This window comes from Streptomyces aculeolatus (assembly GCF_020400605.1).
Taxonomy (GTDB): Bacteria; Actinomycetota; Actinomycetes; order Streptomycetales; family Streptomycetaceae; genus Streptomyces; species Streptomyces aculeolatus.
In genome coordinates, this window is record NZ_JAINRD010000012.1 from 89,403 (window position 1) to 106,119 (window position 16,717).

At 68.2% G+C, this 16,717-nt stretch carries 8 protein-coding genes; 3 read left to right on the forward strand and 5 right to left on the reverse strand.

Annotation, left to right across the window (positions count from 1 at the left end; translation table 11 throughout):
- Window positions 1-117: 117 nt before the first annotated feature.
- Window positions 118-2,481 carry an Ig domain-containing protein gene (locus tag LG396_RS20740; protein ID WP_225795884.1) on the forward strand — a complete coding sequence of 788 codons (2,364 nt, stop codon included), beginning with the start codon at window positions 118-120 and terminating at the stop codon, window positions 2,479-2,481.
- A 249-nt stretch (window positions 2,482-2,730) separates the two neighbouring features.
- Here the strand turns inward: LG396_RS20740 and LG396_RS20745 are convergent, their stop codons facing one another.
- Together LG396_RS20745 and LG396_RS20750 are read right to left on the reverse strand one after the other, a co-directional pair.
- Window positions 2,731-5,571: a glycosyl hydrolase family 95 catalytic domain-containing protein gene (locus tag LG396_RS20745; RefSeq protein ID WP_225795885.1), complete on the reverse strand. Its 2,841-nt coding sequence runs from the start codon at window positions 5,569-5,571 to the stop codon at window positions 2,731-2,733.
- A 317-nt stretch (window positions 5,572-5,888) separates the two neighbouring features.
- The gene (locus LG396_RS20750; RefSeq protein ID WP_225795886.1) at window positions 5,889-7,649 is read right to left on the reverse strand and encodes an alpha-L-fucosidase; all 1,761 of its coding nucleotides are present in this window, start codon (window positions 7,647-7,649) and stop codon (window positions 5,889-5,891) included.
- Window positions 7,650-7,981: 332 nt separating this feature from the next.
- Between LG396_RS20750 and LG396_RS20755 the strand changes: the two genes are divergently transcribed.
- Together LG396_RS20755 and LG396_RS20760 are read left to right on the forward strand one after the other, a co-directional pair.
- Entirely contained in the window at window positions 7,982-9,193 is a 1,212-nt protein-coding gene (locus LG396_RS20755; protein WP_225795887.1) for an ROK family transcriptional regulator, read from the forward strand.
- A gap of 35 nt (window positions 9,194-9,228) precedes the next feature.
- Window positions 9,229-11,382, forward strand: coding sequence for an alpha-galactosidase (locus LG396_RS20760; protein WP_225795888.1), 2,154 nt, complete (start codon window positions 9,229-9,231; stop codon window positions 11,380-11,382).
- A gap of 609 nt (window positions 11,383-11,991) precedes the next feature.
- Here LG396_RS20760 and LG396_RS20765 read toward each other — a convergent pair.
- The 3 genes from LG396_RS20765 to LG396_RS20775 all read right to left on the reverse strand — a co-directional run bounded on the left by LG396_RS20765 (window position 11,992) and on the right by LG396_RS20775 (window position 16,508).
- The gene (locus LG396_RS20765) at window positions 11,992-12,879 is read right to left on the reverse strand and encodes an aminoglycoside phosphotransferase family protein (protein ID WP_225795889.1); all 888 of its coding nucleotides are present in this window, start codon (window positions 12,877-12,879) and stop codon (window positions 11,992-11,994) included.
- 47 nt (window positions 12,880-12,926) lie between these two features.
- The gene (locus LG396_RS20770; RefSeq protein ID WP_308190116.1) at window positions 12,927-14,048 is read right to left on the reverse strand and encodes an IS630 family transposase; all 1,122 of its coding nucleotides are present in this window, start codon (window positions 14,046-14,048) and stop codon (window positions 12,927-12,929) included.
- Between the two features lie 84 nt (window positions 14,049-14,132).
- Window positions 14,133-16,508: a family 20 glycosylhydrolase gene (locus tag LG396_RS20775; protein ID WP_225795891.1), complete on the reverse strand. Its 2,376-nt coding sequence runs from the start codon at window positions 16,506-16,508 to the stop codon at window positions 14,133-14,135.
- Between the last annotated feature and the right edge of the window lie 209 nt (window positions 16,509-16,717).

Sequence of the window (16,717 nt, forward strand, 5' to 3'; positions counted from 1 at the left end):
ACCAAACCGAGATGTGACAGGAGAGCCGCCATGCAATCGCCGAAGCCCACACCCACTGGCCAACACACCCCGCGAAGAACCGTACTTCGCCGAACAGCCGGAACGCTGGCAGTCACGATGCTGCCCGCCGGAACCCTGTCTGCGGTCGGAACGCAACCAGCGCTGGCCGGCTCTCGTGGAACGACTCCGCCGATCAGGATCCGGGCCGGCTATCTGGACCTCGAACTCGACGGGGCGGGGACGGTCGTGGGCCTGGTGGACAGCAGGACCGGAGTCGACCACCTCGCGCCCGATCATGCAGCGCCCCTGGTCAGCCTGGTTGTCGACGGAGAGCAGCAACGACCGACCAGGGTGGACCGCTCCGGGCCCGGCGGCCGGGTACTTACGTTCCGAAACAGTGCGGCAAACTGGACGATCCAGGTGAAGTCGACCGGCAAGCGCGGCTACACCACGTTCGAGGCGGTCGCCGTCGACGCGCCGAGGGGCGTCGACGTGCAGACCCTGCTCTGGGGCCCCCTGGCCACGTCGATCTCCTCGACGATCGGCACAGCGGTGGGCGTGGTCCGCGACGACGATTTCGCCATCGGGCTCCGCCCGCTGACCGACCGCACCGAAGGCGCCTGGCCGCAGGAATACCAGGACATGGGCTGGGAGAGCGAGGTCGACCACGACCCGGACCACGTGAGCGTGGGTTCTCTGGAGGAGTGGAGCGCGGCGGGCGTGACTCCCTGGGGCTCCGTACTGCGCGCCTTCACCTTCGACTACACCAGGGAACGCCACCGCGAGGTACACGGATATCCGATCGCGGTCGGGCCGCTGCCCGGCCGCGACGGAAGGATCGCAGGCTCCAAGCTGGCACTCTTCGGAGCCTCGCCCGAGGCGACGCCGACGATCCTGTCCAACATCGCGGCGGGCGAGAAGCTGCCGTACCCAAGGCTGAACGGCCAGTGGCAGAAGACCTCCCAGGCGAGCAACCAGTCCTGGCTCGTGCTCGGCGACCTGCGGACCGACAACATTCCGGCGGCCGCAGGATTCGCCCAGGCGGCCGGCATGGAGCGCATCTACTCACTCACCACCAACTACGGCCCGTGGGCGTCGAGCGGTCACTACAGGTTCGACGCGAGCCTGGGCGGGAGTGACGCCGGGGCCGCGGCAGCCGTGGACATCGCCAAGGCCGACGGTGTACAGCTCGGCGTGCACACCCTGTCGGACTTCATCGGCACCGGCGATGAAGCCTACGACTGGGCCTGGAGCCCGCGAGACGACTACGTCACGGCACCCGCCGACGACAGGCTCGTGACCGGGGGCAGCGCCTCGCTCACCCGTCCGTTGCCGGCCGGCGACACCACCGTGTACCTCGACTCCGGCACACTGCTTGCTTCGGGCGTATACCACAGCATTTTGCGCATCGGAGACGAATTCGTCAGCTACGAAGCGGCCGAGCAGGTGGGGAAGGAGTGGAAGTTGACCGGCCTGCGTCGCGCGCGCTGGGGATCGGTCGCGGCCTCACACCCTGCGGGCGTCCGCGCCGCCCGAACCGTGGCCAACAGCTACGGCGGCGCGATCGGTAACCATGCCATCCTTGACGAGATCATCGACAGGCTGTCCACCGCATGGAACGCAACCGGTATCACCGGGATGTCCTGGGACGGTCTGGAATCGGCATCGGAGTCCGGCTGGGGCGCTTACGGCATCGCTCACCTGGTGAACACGACGTATGCACGAACCGATGCCAAGGACCGGTTGATCTCCGAGACCAGCCGGATGACCTCGAACACCTGGGACGCGCTGACCCGGGCCAGCTGGGGTGAGGTCGGCAGCACCTCCATGGAGCAAGTGCTCAAGAACAACACGTACCTCCAGGCGAACTACCTCCCCGGAATGCTCGGTTGGATCAGCCTCAAAGGCTCGGACAGCCTGCTCATCATGGAGTGGAAGCTGGCGCGAGGCGCCGGTCTGAATGCGGGGGCAGGCTTCCAGAGCTCGGTCTCCAGTCTCGTGTCGGGCGGAGAGAACACGAAGCGGCTGCTCGAGGCCATCCAGCAATGGGAGACGGCACGCAACCTGGGTGCATTCACTGCGGAGCAGCGGGCGCGCTTCCTCGACCTGACGACGAACTGGCATCTGACCGTGGTCAAGCCGGGCGTGCGATGGTCCTTGCAGGAGCTGGACACTGCCGGGAACCCGGTCGGCGACCCCCAGGCCGTCGTCGCGCCGACCCCGGAGCTCGACGCCGGACCGCTGCCCGCGGCGGCCAGGGGCACCCTGTACGAGGCGGTCGTGAAGAGCAATACGCCGGCGACCACCCGATACGCGGTGACCGCGGGAGCCCTGCCCGCGGGGCTCGCGCTCAACGCCGACACCGGAGGGATCGTGGGCACCCCTGTCAGGGCCGGGACCGCGCGGTTCACGATCACGGCATACCAGGGTTCCGGTCAGCCGCCGGCGCAGCGCGACTACGTGATCGACGTCAAGCAGTGAGCCGGGCGGGCAGGGACGGTCGATCACCGATCATCCGAGGCTGAGCCGTACCTTGTGAACGGCAGATGAGTGCCGGCCCTCTCGGGCCGGCACTCATCTGCCCGATGGTTGGGCTGTCCGCCCGTACCGACACTCCCCCACGACCAGCGGTCGGCCCCGGTCGTGAGCAGCACACCCCGGTTCGGCCCGCAACCGGCAAGAGGGGCGCGTGCCCGGCGACCGACGCCGTCGGGTACGCGCCCCGGTGGTTCAGCGGAAGGTGGCTGCCAGCGCGCTGAGTGCCGCCACCAACTTCGCACTCGCCTCACCCTTTCGGGCCGCCTTGTCGAGCTGCCTGGTGACAGCACGGTTCGACGCGGGCGATTGGGCAAGGCGCTCTGCCTGCGCGATGTGGTGCCGGACCTGTTCCGCGGCGGAGTTCGCAAGCTCCCCGGTCACCTCGGCACGATCGACGTGCCAGGAGACGTTGGCGAACCCAACACCTTCGGGCTCGAAGGTGATCGTGTAGGTCTGCCCCTTGGCCGTGTCGAACGAGATCTTGTCCGAGCCGATGGCCTTTGCGGCCACGAGGTTGCCGTCCGCGTCCTTCACCGTGGTCTGCGTGATGCCCGGGTAGTCACCGACGAACGTGCCGCCGTTGCGAGCCGTCACCCGGAACTCCGTGGCGTCGCCGTGTGCCCACTTCATGTCCAGGACGAAGTTTCCGCGCGCGACGAGGCCCTCGACGCTTCCGTCCTTCCACGCACGGGGAAGTGCCGGGAGGAACTGGGTGTAGCCCAGTTGGCTCTGCACGAGCATCTCGGTCATGCCCGCGGTCAGCCCGAAGTTGCCATCGATCTGGAACGGCGGGTGGGAGTCCAGCAGATTGTCCATCAGGCCGTTCCGGTTCCCGGCGAGCATCGCGCGCACCATGGAGTAGGTGTCCTCGGCGAGGCCGGTCCTGGCGTACATGTTGATCTTCATGGCCTTGGACCAACCCGTGCCGTTGAGACTGCGCTGCTCGAGCGACTTGGTGGCAGCATCCATCCATTCGGGCGTGTCCTTGCTGATCAGCGTGCCGGGGAAGAGCCCGACGAGCTGCGACGTGTGGCGGTGCACAGAGCCTTGGTTGGCGCTGCCCCCGGCACCGAAGTTCCAGATGCCCACCTCGGGGAGATCGCCGGCCCGGGCCTTGCCGAGGCTGGTCTCCTCGAACCACTCCTTCACCTGACCCTGCTGCCCGATCAGGATCGGGTCGAGCTGCGACTGCTTGTCCTGCCACACCGCGCGCAGGTCCGCATCGACCCCCAGTTCCTCGGAGGCCTCGATGGCCATGCGGTAGAGCTCCCACACCAGGGACTGGTCGTATGCGGTTCCGACGGCTGTCGGGCCCTGCTCGGCTGAGACGCCCGGCGCCACGGTGAGCCGCTCCTGGTACGGGCTGTACCAGAGGTACTCGTTCCAGAACGCGGCCATCTCCTTGAGCATGGGGTACGCGGTGTCACGCAGGAAGTTCTCGTCGCCGGTGAAGAGGTAGTAGTCGTAGAGGTTCTGCATCGCCCACGACGATCCGCCGATGTTCCAGCCGTACTCCTGCGAACCGATCGGCGCGGTGTGCCCGAACGGGTTCACCTGGGTGTTGATGAGAAATCCCTTGCCGGTTCCGAGCGGCGCGTTTGCGAAGTCCCCGGTTTTCACCGCTGCGGACCGCTCAGCCGTCAGTCGCCCCGGAACCACGAGCGACTCGACGAACTCGTTGAACGGCACCTGGGTCTCGGCGAGGTTGGTGATCATCGCCGGCCAGTAGTTCATCTGGACGTTGACATTGAAGTGGTAGTCCGCTCCCCAGAAGGCGCCCGCGCTGCCGATCATCCACAGACCGCAGAGGTTGGTGGGAAGGTCGCCGGCCCGCGATCCGGCGATGCTGAGGTAGCGACCGAACTGGTACGCCATCTGATCGACAGCGAGATCGTAGGATCCTGCGCGGTAGTTCCTCATGAGCTGATCGGTGGGGATGTCGGGCACGGTTGCACCCACATCGAACTGCACGCGCGAGAAGAGCTTTTGGTAGTCCGCCAGGTGCCTGTCGAGCAGGGCTCGGTATCCACCGGCAGTGGCGGAGTCCACGCGTTGCGTGAGTTTGTCGTGAGGGTCCTCACCGCGGTACGTCGGGTAATCGTTCTTGTAGTTCGTGCCCGTCGAGTAGACGAGCGTGACGGTGTCGGCAGCGGTGACCGTCAGCGTGCTGCCGTCGCTGCTCGAGACGGTTCCGCCCTCGTTCTGCAGCTTGAGCTGCATCTCGGCCCGCATCTGGTTGTCGTTCACCTGGCCGGCGAGGGTGATCCGCTTCTCGTCGGGATCCGCGGTGGCGGTGGTGGTCAGCCCGCTCGCCGCCGCCGTTGACGTCGTGAAGGTGAGCTTGCCCGGCTCGGAGGCGCTCAGGCGCACCACGGCGACCTGGTCCGGATAGCTCACGAAGTACTCGCGCTGGTAGTGCACGCCGCCGTGGTCGAAGTTCACCGTCGAGACGGCGGTGCTCATGTCCAGGTCGCGAACGTAGTTCGATGCCGACGCGTCGGTGATGCCGGTGGCGCCGAAGTCCAGGTAGAGATCACCGAAGTCCTGGTACATGCCCATTCCACCGGTGTTGCCGAACATCAGGCTGGTGAGCTGCTGATTGGCGCCGCCGGCGCCGGTGGGCGGGAGGCCGAAGACGTTGGTGGACTTGTCGTCGAGGGCGAGGCGGTAGTCGTTCAGTTGCCGGGGCGTGAGCGCTGTTGCCTTGTTGCCGCCGAGGTAGGTGCGCCCGTTGGCAGGCCCGCCTCCCCACAGAGTCTTCTCGTTGAAGTGGAGGCGGTCTCGCCCCGGGTTGCCGAACGCCATCAGGCCGGTGGTGCCGTTGCCTTGCACCAGCGCCTGGTTCTCCCAGTCGGACACCGGGGCGGTGTACCACATACGCAGGGGATTGCCCTTGGAGTCCGCGATGTGCGCGGTGGGCGCCGTCTGGTCATGGGGCGCCCCAAGAGCGCCCGGGGCCGTGACGGCGGAGGCCAGCAAGGGCAACACCACCAGCGCCCTGAGAACGAGGACCAGTCTTCTTCGCATGTTCATGCCGACCTCTATCAGAGTGGCGATCAGGGATGACCGACGCGCTTGGCCCCGTTGGGCCGGAGCGACGGCCCCACCACCCTGAAGGCCGCCCGAACCCGTTCAAGCGGTCACCGACAACGTCTGGCGACTGCCTTCCCCTCACGTGGTCTCGTCGTTGAGCGACTGGGAGCTGGGGATGAAGAGATCGGGTGAATTGCTGGCCGGTCGGCGACTTGGGTCAGGAGTATGCATGTTCGCAGGAGGACGGTCAACGGATCCGCCACGGAGAACTCGCCGAGAGCTCCGATGTATGTGGGTCAGTGGACCTGGAAAGTGGATCATCCAGTCACGCGGAAGGCGTCGACGAGCATGTAGGTGCCGGACTTCTTGACGACCCTGATCGTGTGCGGCCCCGCGGTGAGCCCGTCGGCCTCGAACAGCACCTGCTGGGTCTGTTTGGTCGCCGAGTAGCAGTCGACGGTCTCCTGCAGGGTGCCATCCAGGTAGACGTCCACCTCGCCCATGTCGGTGTTCCGCTCCGTGATGTACTCGATGCCGCTCCCGGAGAAGGTGAACTCGGCCGAGTCGCCGTCGGTGCGGGTGAAGTGGACGTCCCCGTTCAGATCGCCCGGCCGGCCACCGCTGCCGGCCCAGGAACCGACGTACCTGATCAGGAAGTCGGTGTCGTTGTAGAGCCCTCCTTCGGGCTCGGGCACAGGGGCCCCTTCGTGCAAGACCTTGCGGACCTCCTCGAGCTGGGCGAGTTGTGCGGGGTCCAGCCTGCCGTATCTGTTGACCTTGGTGTCCAGACCGATGGCGGCGCCGCGGTCAGTGGCTGCTTTCACCCAGCGCACAAGCGAGGTGGTGTCCTTTGACATGCCTTTGTTGCCCCAGCCGGCCCAGCCCGGGTCGTTTGCCCCCAGGTAGGTGAAGTCGAACCACTGGGTGCTCTGCTCGGCGTCGGCCCATCGACCGTTCGAGGGCATGGCACCGATGTTTCCGCTCTCGCCCGGGGTGTAGTCGTCGTAGACCGAGGTGGGCTGGTGGTTGCGCGCGCCCAGGCCGGAGTTCAGCGTGATGATCCGGTCCGGGTTGCCTGCCTTGAGCGCCGCGGCCAGGCTGGACCAGTTGTAGGGCTTGGTCATGTCCTGATAGGCGGGCTGCAGCCCGGGGAACACCCCGTCGACCCACCAGCCGGCCAGCTTGGTCCCGTAGCGCTCGGAGTATTCCCTGATGACCGACTGCCACTTGGCCATGGTGTCCTGGGAAGGCACGCCATCCGTACCGGGGGTGTACCCGAAGGCTTTGGTGATCGCGTAGTCGCCGGATTGCTTGTGCGCCGAGTGTGGCGGGTTGGCCGGAATGTAGAGGACCAGCTTGATGCCGCGCTTGGCCAGTTCGTCGGCGATCTCCATGGGCAGGTCGCGCCCGGCGGGGGTACGCTCGCCGGGCTGGAGCCCGGCGATGCGCTCGTACGCATGGTTGGGCGCGAGCATGTAGCCGCTGTTCTGACCGAGGGTGAGGATGGCGAACCCGGCGCCCGCCTTCTCCATGTCGTCCGCGTAAGCCTTTACATCGAAGGTCTTGAGGAGATCGTCCCAGGACTCGCCGTCCTGCCACTTCTCCTCGGGGGAGGCGGCCACCCGGTTGAGGTAGTTCGACAGGAAGTGGTGGGAGACGCCGTATCGAGCGTGGTGCAGCCAGTCCGTGCCGGGGCTGCCCTCGGCGGTCTCGACCAGGACGGGCGGGGAGAGGCGGGGCCTGCCGGTCGTCCCTGTCTCGTCCACCGGCGTGACCTCGGCACGGAGGTACTGACCGCCGTAGCTCAGTGGAATACCTGTGTTGCGGGTCAGAACACCGGTGAGCGGGATCCACGGGCCGTCCTCCGTGGGCCCGGCGAGCCAGCGGAAGCGGGTCGCACCCTCGGTGTCGCCGTCGGGGTCCTGGAAGCGGTAGCGGGCCTCCAGGCCGCCCTTGGTCCGGGCCGAACCGGTGATCTTCACATCCTGCGCCTTGGGCGAATGGGAGGCGTCCGCGAGCGCGGGCGGAGCGATGAGTACGGCGGCGGCCGTGATTGCCAGAACGAGGGAAGCACGCATGGCTCTCCTAGGGGTGACGGGCTCTGCGCGGGGTGTCCGGGAAGCCGGACCTGGGCTCCGGCGACCGCATGGTCGCCGGGCGGGTGGCGCGTTCGTCGGTCATGCCGGAGTGGAGCGTCATCGGCGGCCCCGTCGCGCATCGGCAGCGACGAGGCCCGGTGCCGTGGCAGTCGCGACACCGTTGGTCCGCCTGCCCATCGGGCACCTCCTACCTTCCTCGCTGGTCGAACCCGTCAGGGATGCCGCCCGGCCCATAATTTATATAAGTAAGTTACTTAGCAATATTGCTGTCGGGGCGACAATGTAGATACCGTGACGTGGTGAGTCAAGACATGCGTGCAACCCGGCACGGCGCGGCTCCCGGCGGCCGCGCCGGAGATGCCCCCCTGCTGCGCAAGCTCAACCTCGCAGCCACGGTGCGGGCCTTCCTCGACCACACCTCGCTGACGGTCAGTGAGGTGTGCTCGATCGTCGGGGTCTCCCGGCCCACCGCCGAGGAACTGCTGGCCACGTTGCTGAGCGAGGGCTTCGTCCGCGAGGTGCGCGGACGTCCGGACGGTGAGCGGTCCGCGGGAAGGCCGGCCCGGCGCTTCGAAGCCGTGGCAGAGGACTTCACCGTCGTCGGGATCGACATCGGCGCCCACAAGGTCGCCGTCGCCATCTGCGACCTCCGTGGAAACGTCGTGGCGGTGCGCAGACGCAGCGTCGACTCAAGCCTGGAGCCGACCGGACGCATCGGGGCCGCAGTACGTCTGGTGAAGACGGCCGTCCGGCAGTCGGGGAAGAGCTGGGCACAGATCCGCGCGATGGCCTGCGGCATCACCGGGGTGATCGCCAACGGTGCGGAGGTCAGGGACCTCCGCACCGTTCCTGCGGGGCAAGACCTCGACGTCTACTCGCTCCCGGGCTTCGACGACATCGACGTGGCGTCGGAGGTGTCGGAGCGCTTCAAGCACGACGTGCTGATCTCCAACGACATTTTCCTCGCGGCGGCAGGCGAGCAGTGGAAGGGTGCCGCCACCGAGGCGCGCGACCTCGTCTACATGCACGCCGGCCGCCGCCTCGGGGCCGCGATCGTCATCGGCGGGCAGATCCACAACGGACGCCGCGGCCTCGCGGCGTCCGTCGGTGCCATGAAGATCCTGGGGTGGGCCGACGCGATGGCGCAACTCGACCACGAGAGCCGCAAGCTCGCGGGCTCGACCGCCGGGGAGTCCACCGGTGAGGATCTCCGGGCCCTCTTCGAGGCGGCGGCAAACGGTGACCGCACCGCGGTGCGCACCGTCGACCGCGTCGCCGAGGCACTCGCCCTGGGGGCGTCCACCCTGGTCCATGCCGTCGATCCCGACCTCGTCGTGCTCGGCGGCGGTTTGTCCCGTACGGGGAACGTACTCGCCGACCCGTTCCAGCGGCACTTGGCCGCGACCTCACTCGACTTGCCGGAGTTCCGCGTGTCCCTGCTCGGCGACGAGTCCGTCGCTCTCGGCGCCGCCCGGCTGGCCCTCGACGATTTCAAGGCGCGCCTACTCGCCGTGCAGGCCTGATCCACCCCCACTCACCGAACCTAGGAGTCACCGACATGATCGAGCCGGGTCGCGTCGCCGTGCCCGCGCCCACCGCCCCCGTGTCCCTCTCCGGTCCGGGCGGGGCCGAGACCACGACCATGGTCCTGCTGCCGCGGGCGGACGGCCTGCCCGACTTCGGGTGGATGGGGCTCGCCCTGGCGTCGGCGGACGTCCGATTCCTGACGAGCCCGGCCTCGGTCGAGACCACGGCCTGGAACTCCTGGCTGATCGGCTCGCCGATCAGCGTGCTCCCGGAGCACGCACGCGGCTATCTCGGACGGCCTGCGCTGCTCGGCCACCGCATCGGCCCCGAAGGGCCGGGGAGCGCCTGGTCCACCGCCTTCGGCGTCGGTGAGGTGCGAGGTGACGACGGCTCACTCGTGGTCCGGGCCACCGACGAGCCGGCAGGACTCGAACTGCGCTTCGAGGCCGAGGCCGTCCCGGGGGGAAGTCTCCGCCTCCGGCACCTGCTGACCAACGTCGGCACCGGTCCGTACGTGGTCGACGCGCTCGACGTGGTCATACCCCTTCCGCCCGGCGCGGGCGAGATCCTCGACTTCACCGGGCGCTGGGCCCGCGAGCGGCAACCCCAGCGCCGTGCCGTCGGGGACGGTCAGTGGGTCCGGGAGCACCGCCGCGGCATGCGCAGCCTCGACGGCACCGGCCTGGTGGTGGTCGGTACCCCCGGCTTCGGCTACGGCACCGGTGAGGTGCTCGGCGTACACCTCGCCTGGAGCGGCAACCACCGGTACGCCGTCGAGCAGCTCAGCTCCGGTGCCGCCGTCGTCCGGACCGGCGAGTTGCTGCACCCGGGCGAGCTGGTCCTCGCCGAGGGCGAGACGTACACGATGCCCTGGGTACACGTGGCCGCGTCCGCGCACGGACTCGACGGCCTGGCGGACGCGACCCATCGGTACGTCCGGTCGCTCGCGGCACATCCGCCCTCGCCGGCACCCGTGATGTTCAATCCGTGGGAGGCGGTCTACCTCGACCACGACCCCGACAAGCTCACCGCGCTGGTCGAGATCTCGGCCGGGCTGGGCGCCGAGCGATTCGTGCTCGACGACGGATGGTTCGCGGGCCGGAAGTCCCTCGATGACGGCCTGGGCGACTGGACCCCGGACCCGGCGGTGTGGCCGAACGGGCTGGCACAGCTTGCGGACCGGGTGCACGCGAAGGGGATGCAGTTCGGGCTGTGGTGGGAGCCGGAGGCCGTCAACCCGAACTCCGCGGTCTACCGGGACCACCCCGACTGGATCCTGCGCACGGGTGACCGGTCACCCGTGCTGGAACGCAACTGCTACCTGCTCGATCTCGGCCGGGACGACGTGCGGGCACACCTGGTCCGCGCGTTCGACCGGCTGGCGGCGGCGCACCGGATCGACTTCGTCAAGTGGGACCACAACCGCGATCAGATCGACGGCGGCGACTCGCGCGGTTCCGGGCGGCCCGCGTCCCGGCGGCAGACCCTTGCCTTCCGCGAACTCCTCGACGAGCTGACCCGCCGTCATCCCGGCATCTCGTGGGAGAGCTGTGCTTCGGGTGGCGGCCGCATCGACCTGGACGTACTCGAACGGGTCCAGAGCGTCTGGGCCTCCGACGTCACCGATCCGTTGTCCCGCCAGCCGATCCAGCACTGGACCGCGCAGCTCGCGCCGCTGGAGTACCTGGGCGCGCACGTCGCCGCACCGGTCTCCCACCAGACCGGCCGGACCAGCAGCCTGGACCTGCGCGCGGCCACAGGGTTCTTCGGCCAGTTCGGCGTCCAGTGGGACCTCACGAAGGTGCCCGGCCACGAGCTGGACCGCCTCGCGTCCTGGATCGGCCTCTACAAGCGGCACCGCGCGCTCCTGCACACCGGCCGGCTGACGCGCGTCGAGCTGCCCGACGGCCTGCTCGCGCACGGAGTGGTGGCTCGGGACCGGTCGGAGGCGCTCTTCTCGTACGCCCAACTCGACGAGATCGTGCCCGTGCCACCACGGCTCCGCATCCCGGGACTCGACCCCGGCCGGACCTACCGCGCCTCGCTCGTCTCCCCGGCGGACCCATCGGTGACCTGGGAGGTCACCGGCATCCAGGCATCCGGTGCGGCGCTGGGAGCACTGGGGCTGCCGGGCCCTGCGCGGGCACCCCAGAGCGCGGCGCTGGTCCATCTGCGCGCGGACTGATCCGACCGGCACAGGAGCAGCGTTTCCAGGCGTCATCGGGTGCTCGGGTGATGGCGCGGTCGATGCGGCCGACGGCATGCACGTGCTGGGACTCCGGCACAGCCACCAGGTAGCCGACGCCGCTCTCCTCCAGCACGCGGCGAAGGCGCCACCCCTGACCGTAGGCGGCCTCAAGGCCGGCAGCATCCCGACGGCTTCCGACTTCGCGAAGGGGGCAGGGATCGACCACATCCACTCCCTGCCCGACTCGGTCGGGCAGGGAGTGGATGCCGACAGGGCACTACCGGTTCCTCCGCCGCCCGGTGAGTACGCCGAAGCCGGCCGGCACCACCACACCGCGCGGAGCCCTTTCCGAGCCGCTCGGAATCCCCTAGGGCCTGTGTCGAAAGTCCCGCCTGCGCCGCGACGCCTGGCACGGCACCTCGCCGCGTTGTCGGGATCGACCGAATACAGCCCGGTATGCGGTCGACCCTCCGCCTTGCGATGCACCGCACCAGACGCCGCGGCGCCCGCCCTGCGGGCGGACGACGGGACCTTCGACACAGGCCCTAGTGCTGTGGCCGCATAGGTTCGCCGGGTTGGTCGTCGTGACGGATGGATGTGTGGTGACTACGCCGTGAGGCGGTCTGCTTCGGCCAGCAGCAGATCGCCAAAGGGCTGAAAGTCAATGCTGCAGGCGTAGACGCCGCTGATGACTCGGTGGATAGTTCCCCATTCCCAGATGGCGGTGGCATCCACGCCCGTGCGAGAAGCCAGTTGCTCAGTCCGTGCCCAGAGGTCGTCGCCGAGGTCCGGGTTGCAACGCACGATGGTGCCGAGATCGCACGCCGGTTCGGCCCGCAGCCCGGCTGGATCGATGAGCTTGTAGCTGCCGTCGCTCGCCTGCAGGGCGTTCATCTCGTGGATATCACCGTGGACCAGAACCGCGGACCGATCGTCGTGGGCAAGGCGACGACGATTCATGCAATTCAGCGCGTCCGCCACAGTGGCTGGCGAACACGGTCGCCCCGCCTGCTCCCATAGTTTCGGCAGCCGATCGGCGTACTGCTCAGCCAACTTCGCGCCGGTTGGAAGGTCAATGTCGGGACCGATCGGACGCCACAGGCGAACCGCCACTTCGCACAGCAAGTTGTGGCGGCTTGCAGGGTCGGCGACGATGTCGTACATCGGAGCCCCAAGGCGCTCCAGCAGAAGGGCTTGTCGACCCACGTCTTCGCCCAACAGCTTGGCGCATCCCCCTCCGTTCGCCAGGCGCAACACCATGGCCTCCTGCCCGACGTCCCGACCTGGCACACCGATCTTGAGGACCGCCGGAGTCCCGTCAACAAGCGTTACCTCGACGACCAGGGCGGCGTGACCGCCCGCGAAGCTGGACCCGATCATCAGAGACCACTCCTGGGCCAGCGAGTCGAGCACGCCTGGCAACTCGTCCAGCCAGGATTCGTTCCCGTCGGCTATGACCGTCTTGCGGACCTGGTCAGGAATGTCGAGGCTCATACCGCCAACCTAGGGCCGTGACCACCGCATTGGTTCGCCTGATTGGTTCAGGCTGCTGTCTTGAGGGGGCGCCCGCCCCAGCGAATGCCTTTCTCGCTGCGGATGCGGGTGCGTTCCTTGCGTTCGGCGGCCAGGACGTCGCGGTGGCGGGCGTTGGCGTTGCGCCAGCGCAGGTAGGCGCGCAGGCCCCGGGTCTGCACCGTGTGGTTGGGATGGTGGGAGTTGGCGATGGTGAACTGCCGCAACGGCCCGAAGTGCGCCTCGATCGGGTTCGCCCAGGAGGCGTAGGTCGGGGTGAAGCACAGCTCGACGCGGTTCTTCTTCGCCCAGCGGCGGATCGTCTCGCCCTTGTGGGCGGACAGGTTGTCCAGGATGACGTAGATGGGGGCGCCGTCCGGTCGGGCGGCTCGGACCGATCTGAGCGCGGCCAGCGTGTTCGCGGCGCCCTTCTTCCGGCGGTTGACGCCCCAGAGCGTGTCGTCACCGACCGAATAGCAGCCGTGGAAGTACCTGACGCCATGCGTGCGGCGGTAGGTCGCCGGGTGCCGCTCGGGGTGACTGGCCGGGGCCCAGCCCGCACCGCCGGTGGGGCGGATGCCGAGCGGGCCGAACTCGTCGAACGCGAAGACCCGGTCCGGGAAGCAGTCAAGGACCTCCTCGATCCGGTCCAGCTTCGCCTCCCGCTCCGGGTCCGGGGACTCCTTCCAGGTCTTGGTGCGCTGGAAGGTGACGCCGCGGCGGGCGAGCAGACGGCGTAACGCCTCGCGGCCGATGCGGATGACCCGCCCATGGACGTTCCGCAGGTGGGCCAGCAGTTTGCGGATGGACCAGCGAGTGAAGGGCTGGCCGAGCCTGGTCGGGCGGGCGGTGGCCGTCTGGACAACGAAGTCCTCGTCGTCAGGACTGAGCAGGCGGGGACGGCCTCCCGCCCACCGAGGGTCCAGACAGGCCAGGCCGATCTCGTTGAACCGGTGGATCACATCCCGGACGGTGTCCTCGTCGGCCTGCACCAGCCGGGCGATCACCGGGACCCGGTTCCCGCCGGCCGACGCCAACAGCATCATCGCGCGTCGGAAGCGGACCGAACTGGTGCTGCCCCGACGCACGATCTGCTGCAGCTTCTGCCCCTCCTGGTCGGTCAACCTGCGCACGCGGACAGGCTCAGCCACCACACCCCCAGCACTCGGATCGGACGATCACACAACATCCAACCGCCCCGACCACCAACCCGGCGAACCAATGTGGTCAGAGCACTAGCCGACCTTGGTGAAGGTCCAGGACTGGTGGGGTGCGGCCATGATGGCCAGGGAGATGACCTTGGCGCCGCTGGTGGCCGACTCCGCGGTGATCATCTGGGCGCTGGCCGTCGTCGCCACCAGGGAGTAGCCGGAGTCGGAGGTCTGCCAGAGCGACCAGCGCTGGGCGGCGGTCGACGCACAGGCGGTCTGGATGATCGCCTGCCCCCCGGTGTTCGAGTTGGTGGAAATGGCGACGCAGAGTCCGCTGTGGGCGTTCTTGAGTGTGTACGTGTTGTTCGGGTTGGCGGTGATGACGAACTTCTGGTTGTCGCCGGAGTCCGGGATGTCCACGGTGAGCTGGGTGCCGTCGGTACCGGTCAGGGGGATGTCCAGGGCTTGGCCACCGGTCTTGAGCTGGTAGGTGGCTCCGGACTCGATGACCGGTGCGTAGACCTCGAACTCGTTGAGTGCGTAGCCGTCGCCGGTGGCGCCGGCGGTGCCCTGCATGCGGACGTAGCGGCCGGTGCCTGTGAGCCCGGTCAGGTCGTCGGTGCCGCCGTCACCCGTGGTGGTCGTGTGGACCGTCTTCCACGTGGTGGCGTCGTCGGAGACCTGGATCCGGTAGCCCTTGGCGTACGCGTCCTCCCAGTGCAGCTGCACGCGGCTGACCGGCTTGGGGATACCGAGGTCCACGGTGATCGACTGGTTGTCGCCGCGGCGGCTGGACCAGAGGGTGGTGTAGTCGCTGTCGACGGCGTTCGCGCCTGCGACGCTTCCGCCCGCGGTGCTGGAGACCGTCACCGGCCTGCCTGCGGCGACGTTGCCCTGCCGGGCGTCGGCCGGCCAGGCCGGGTTGCGACCGACGGTGTCGATCGTAGCGGTGAAGCTCGACCACGGGGTCACCAGCTTGGGAGAACCCCAGGTCTGCTGGGCCACCATGCGCAGGGGGTTCTTGATGTCGCCGGCGACGCGTTCCTGGGTGGCGGTGTCGCGGTCGGACCAGACGTGGAGCCTGGTCCCGAGGTTCTTGGACTCCGAGGCGTCGGTGATGGTCTGGTTGCCCTGGAACAGGTCGGGGTTCCAGGTGTCATAGCCCCACTGGGCGGCCGGTCCGCTCGGTCCGCCCGAGCCGAGAACGTAGTAGGTCGGGTTCCAGCTCTCGTTGGAGATGAGGTGCCCGTTGTCGATGTGCTGCTGCGGGGAAAGACCCAGGTCGTACCAGAATTCGAGGATGATGTCGGGGTCGACCGTGACGGCGCTGCCGCCGCCCACTCCGTCATTCCACGCGCGGGTGGTCTTGCCCGCGTCGCGGACGATCTCGTTGGCCCAGTTCATGAAGCCGAGGTAGACGTCCTTGCCGGTGGCGTCGGGGCCGTAGGTGTCCTTGGCGTACTGCTCCAGATGCGGGTACTGGCTGTAGCTGCCGATGCGGTACTCGTCGGCGCCGATGTGGAAGTACGGGCCGGGGAAAAGCGCCAGGTACTCCTTGTAGAGGTCCTTGAGCAGCCTGTAGGTCCCGGGCCTGCTCAGGTCGATGTACTCCTGCTGGGGAGTGCCGGTGCTGGTGACCAGCCGCAGTTCGGGGTGGACGTTGATGACCTGGCGAAGGTGCCCGGGCGCATCGATCTCCGGGACAACAGTGATCTTGTACCTGGCGGCCAGCGCGATGATGTCCTTGACCTCCCGCTTGGTGAGGTGCTCGTAGGACACGACCTCCGGGTGCGAGGTGCTCTCGATCCGGAAGCCCTGGTTGTCGGACAGGTGCAGGTGCAGGTAGTTCATCTTGAGGTAGGCGAGTTCCTTCACGTGGTCTTTGAGCCACTGCGGGGTGAAGTACTTTCGTCCGGCGTCCACCATGAGTCCGCGCTCGGGCTTGAGCGGCCAGTCCCGGGCCGTGCCCTGCGGGATCGACGGGCCCTGCTTGAGCAGTTGCAGGATCGTCCGGGTGCCGTAGAAGGCGCCCCGGTCGTCCTGGGCGGTGATGACGACCTTGTCCGTGACCGAGAGAGCGTAGCCCTCGGTCCCGAGGCCGGTGTCGGTGGAGCCGAGGGACACGAAGATGTCACCGGCCCGCAGGCCGGCCTTGGTGCCGATGACCTGGGTGACGGCGTGGCCGTTCAGCTCCCGCAGATCGTCGGCGAAAACCTCACTGGTGGTCTTCAGCGCCCTCGCGTCCGGGGCGGCGCGGACGATCCTGGTGGCGCCGGAGTAGGTGAACGACCCGTTGCCACCGGTCCACTCCTGTAGCGCGGGAATCGTCTGGGGTTTGGGGTTGGGGTCGACGCCGGGCGCGGACTGCGCGCCTGCCGGAACGATGACCAGCGAGACGGTGACGGCCAGCCCGATGAGAACGACGAGCACGGTACGGGGAAGCGTCAGCAAGGCCTTCATCTCGGTCCCTTCTGAGCGGCGATCGGGCCGGATATGACCGCGGTTGGACGGGGGAGGAATTGCATGGCGTCCGTGTCTCCTCGTTCGGGGCTGACTGCCGACAGGTGGACGGGCCGTCCTGAGCAGTCGGTCCGGCGAGCGGGTGCCCTCCGCAGAGCGGCCCCTTCGTGGGGGGACCGGGGTCCGATTCGGTGCTCAGAGCCGGTGGT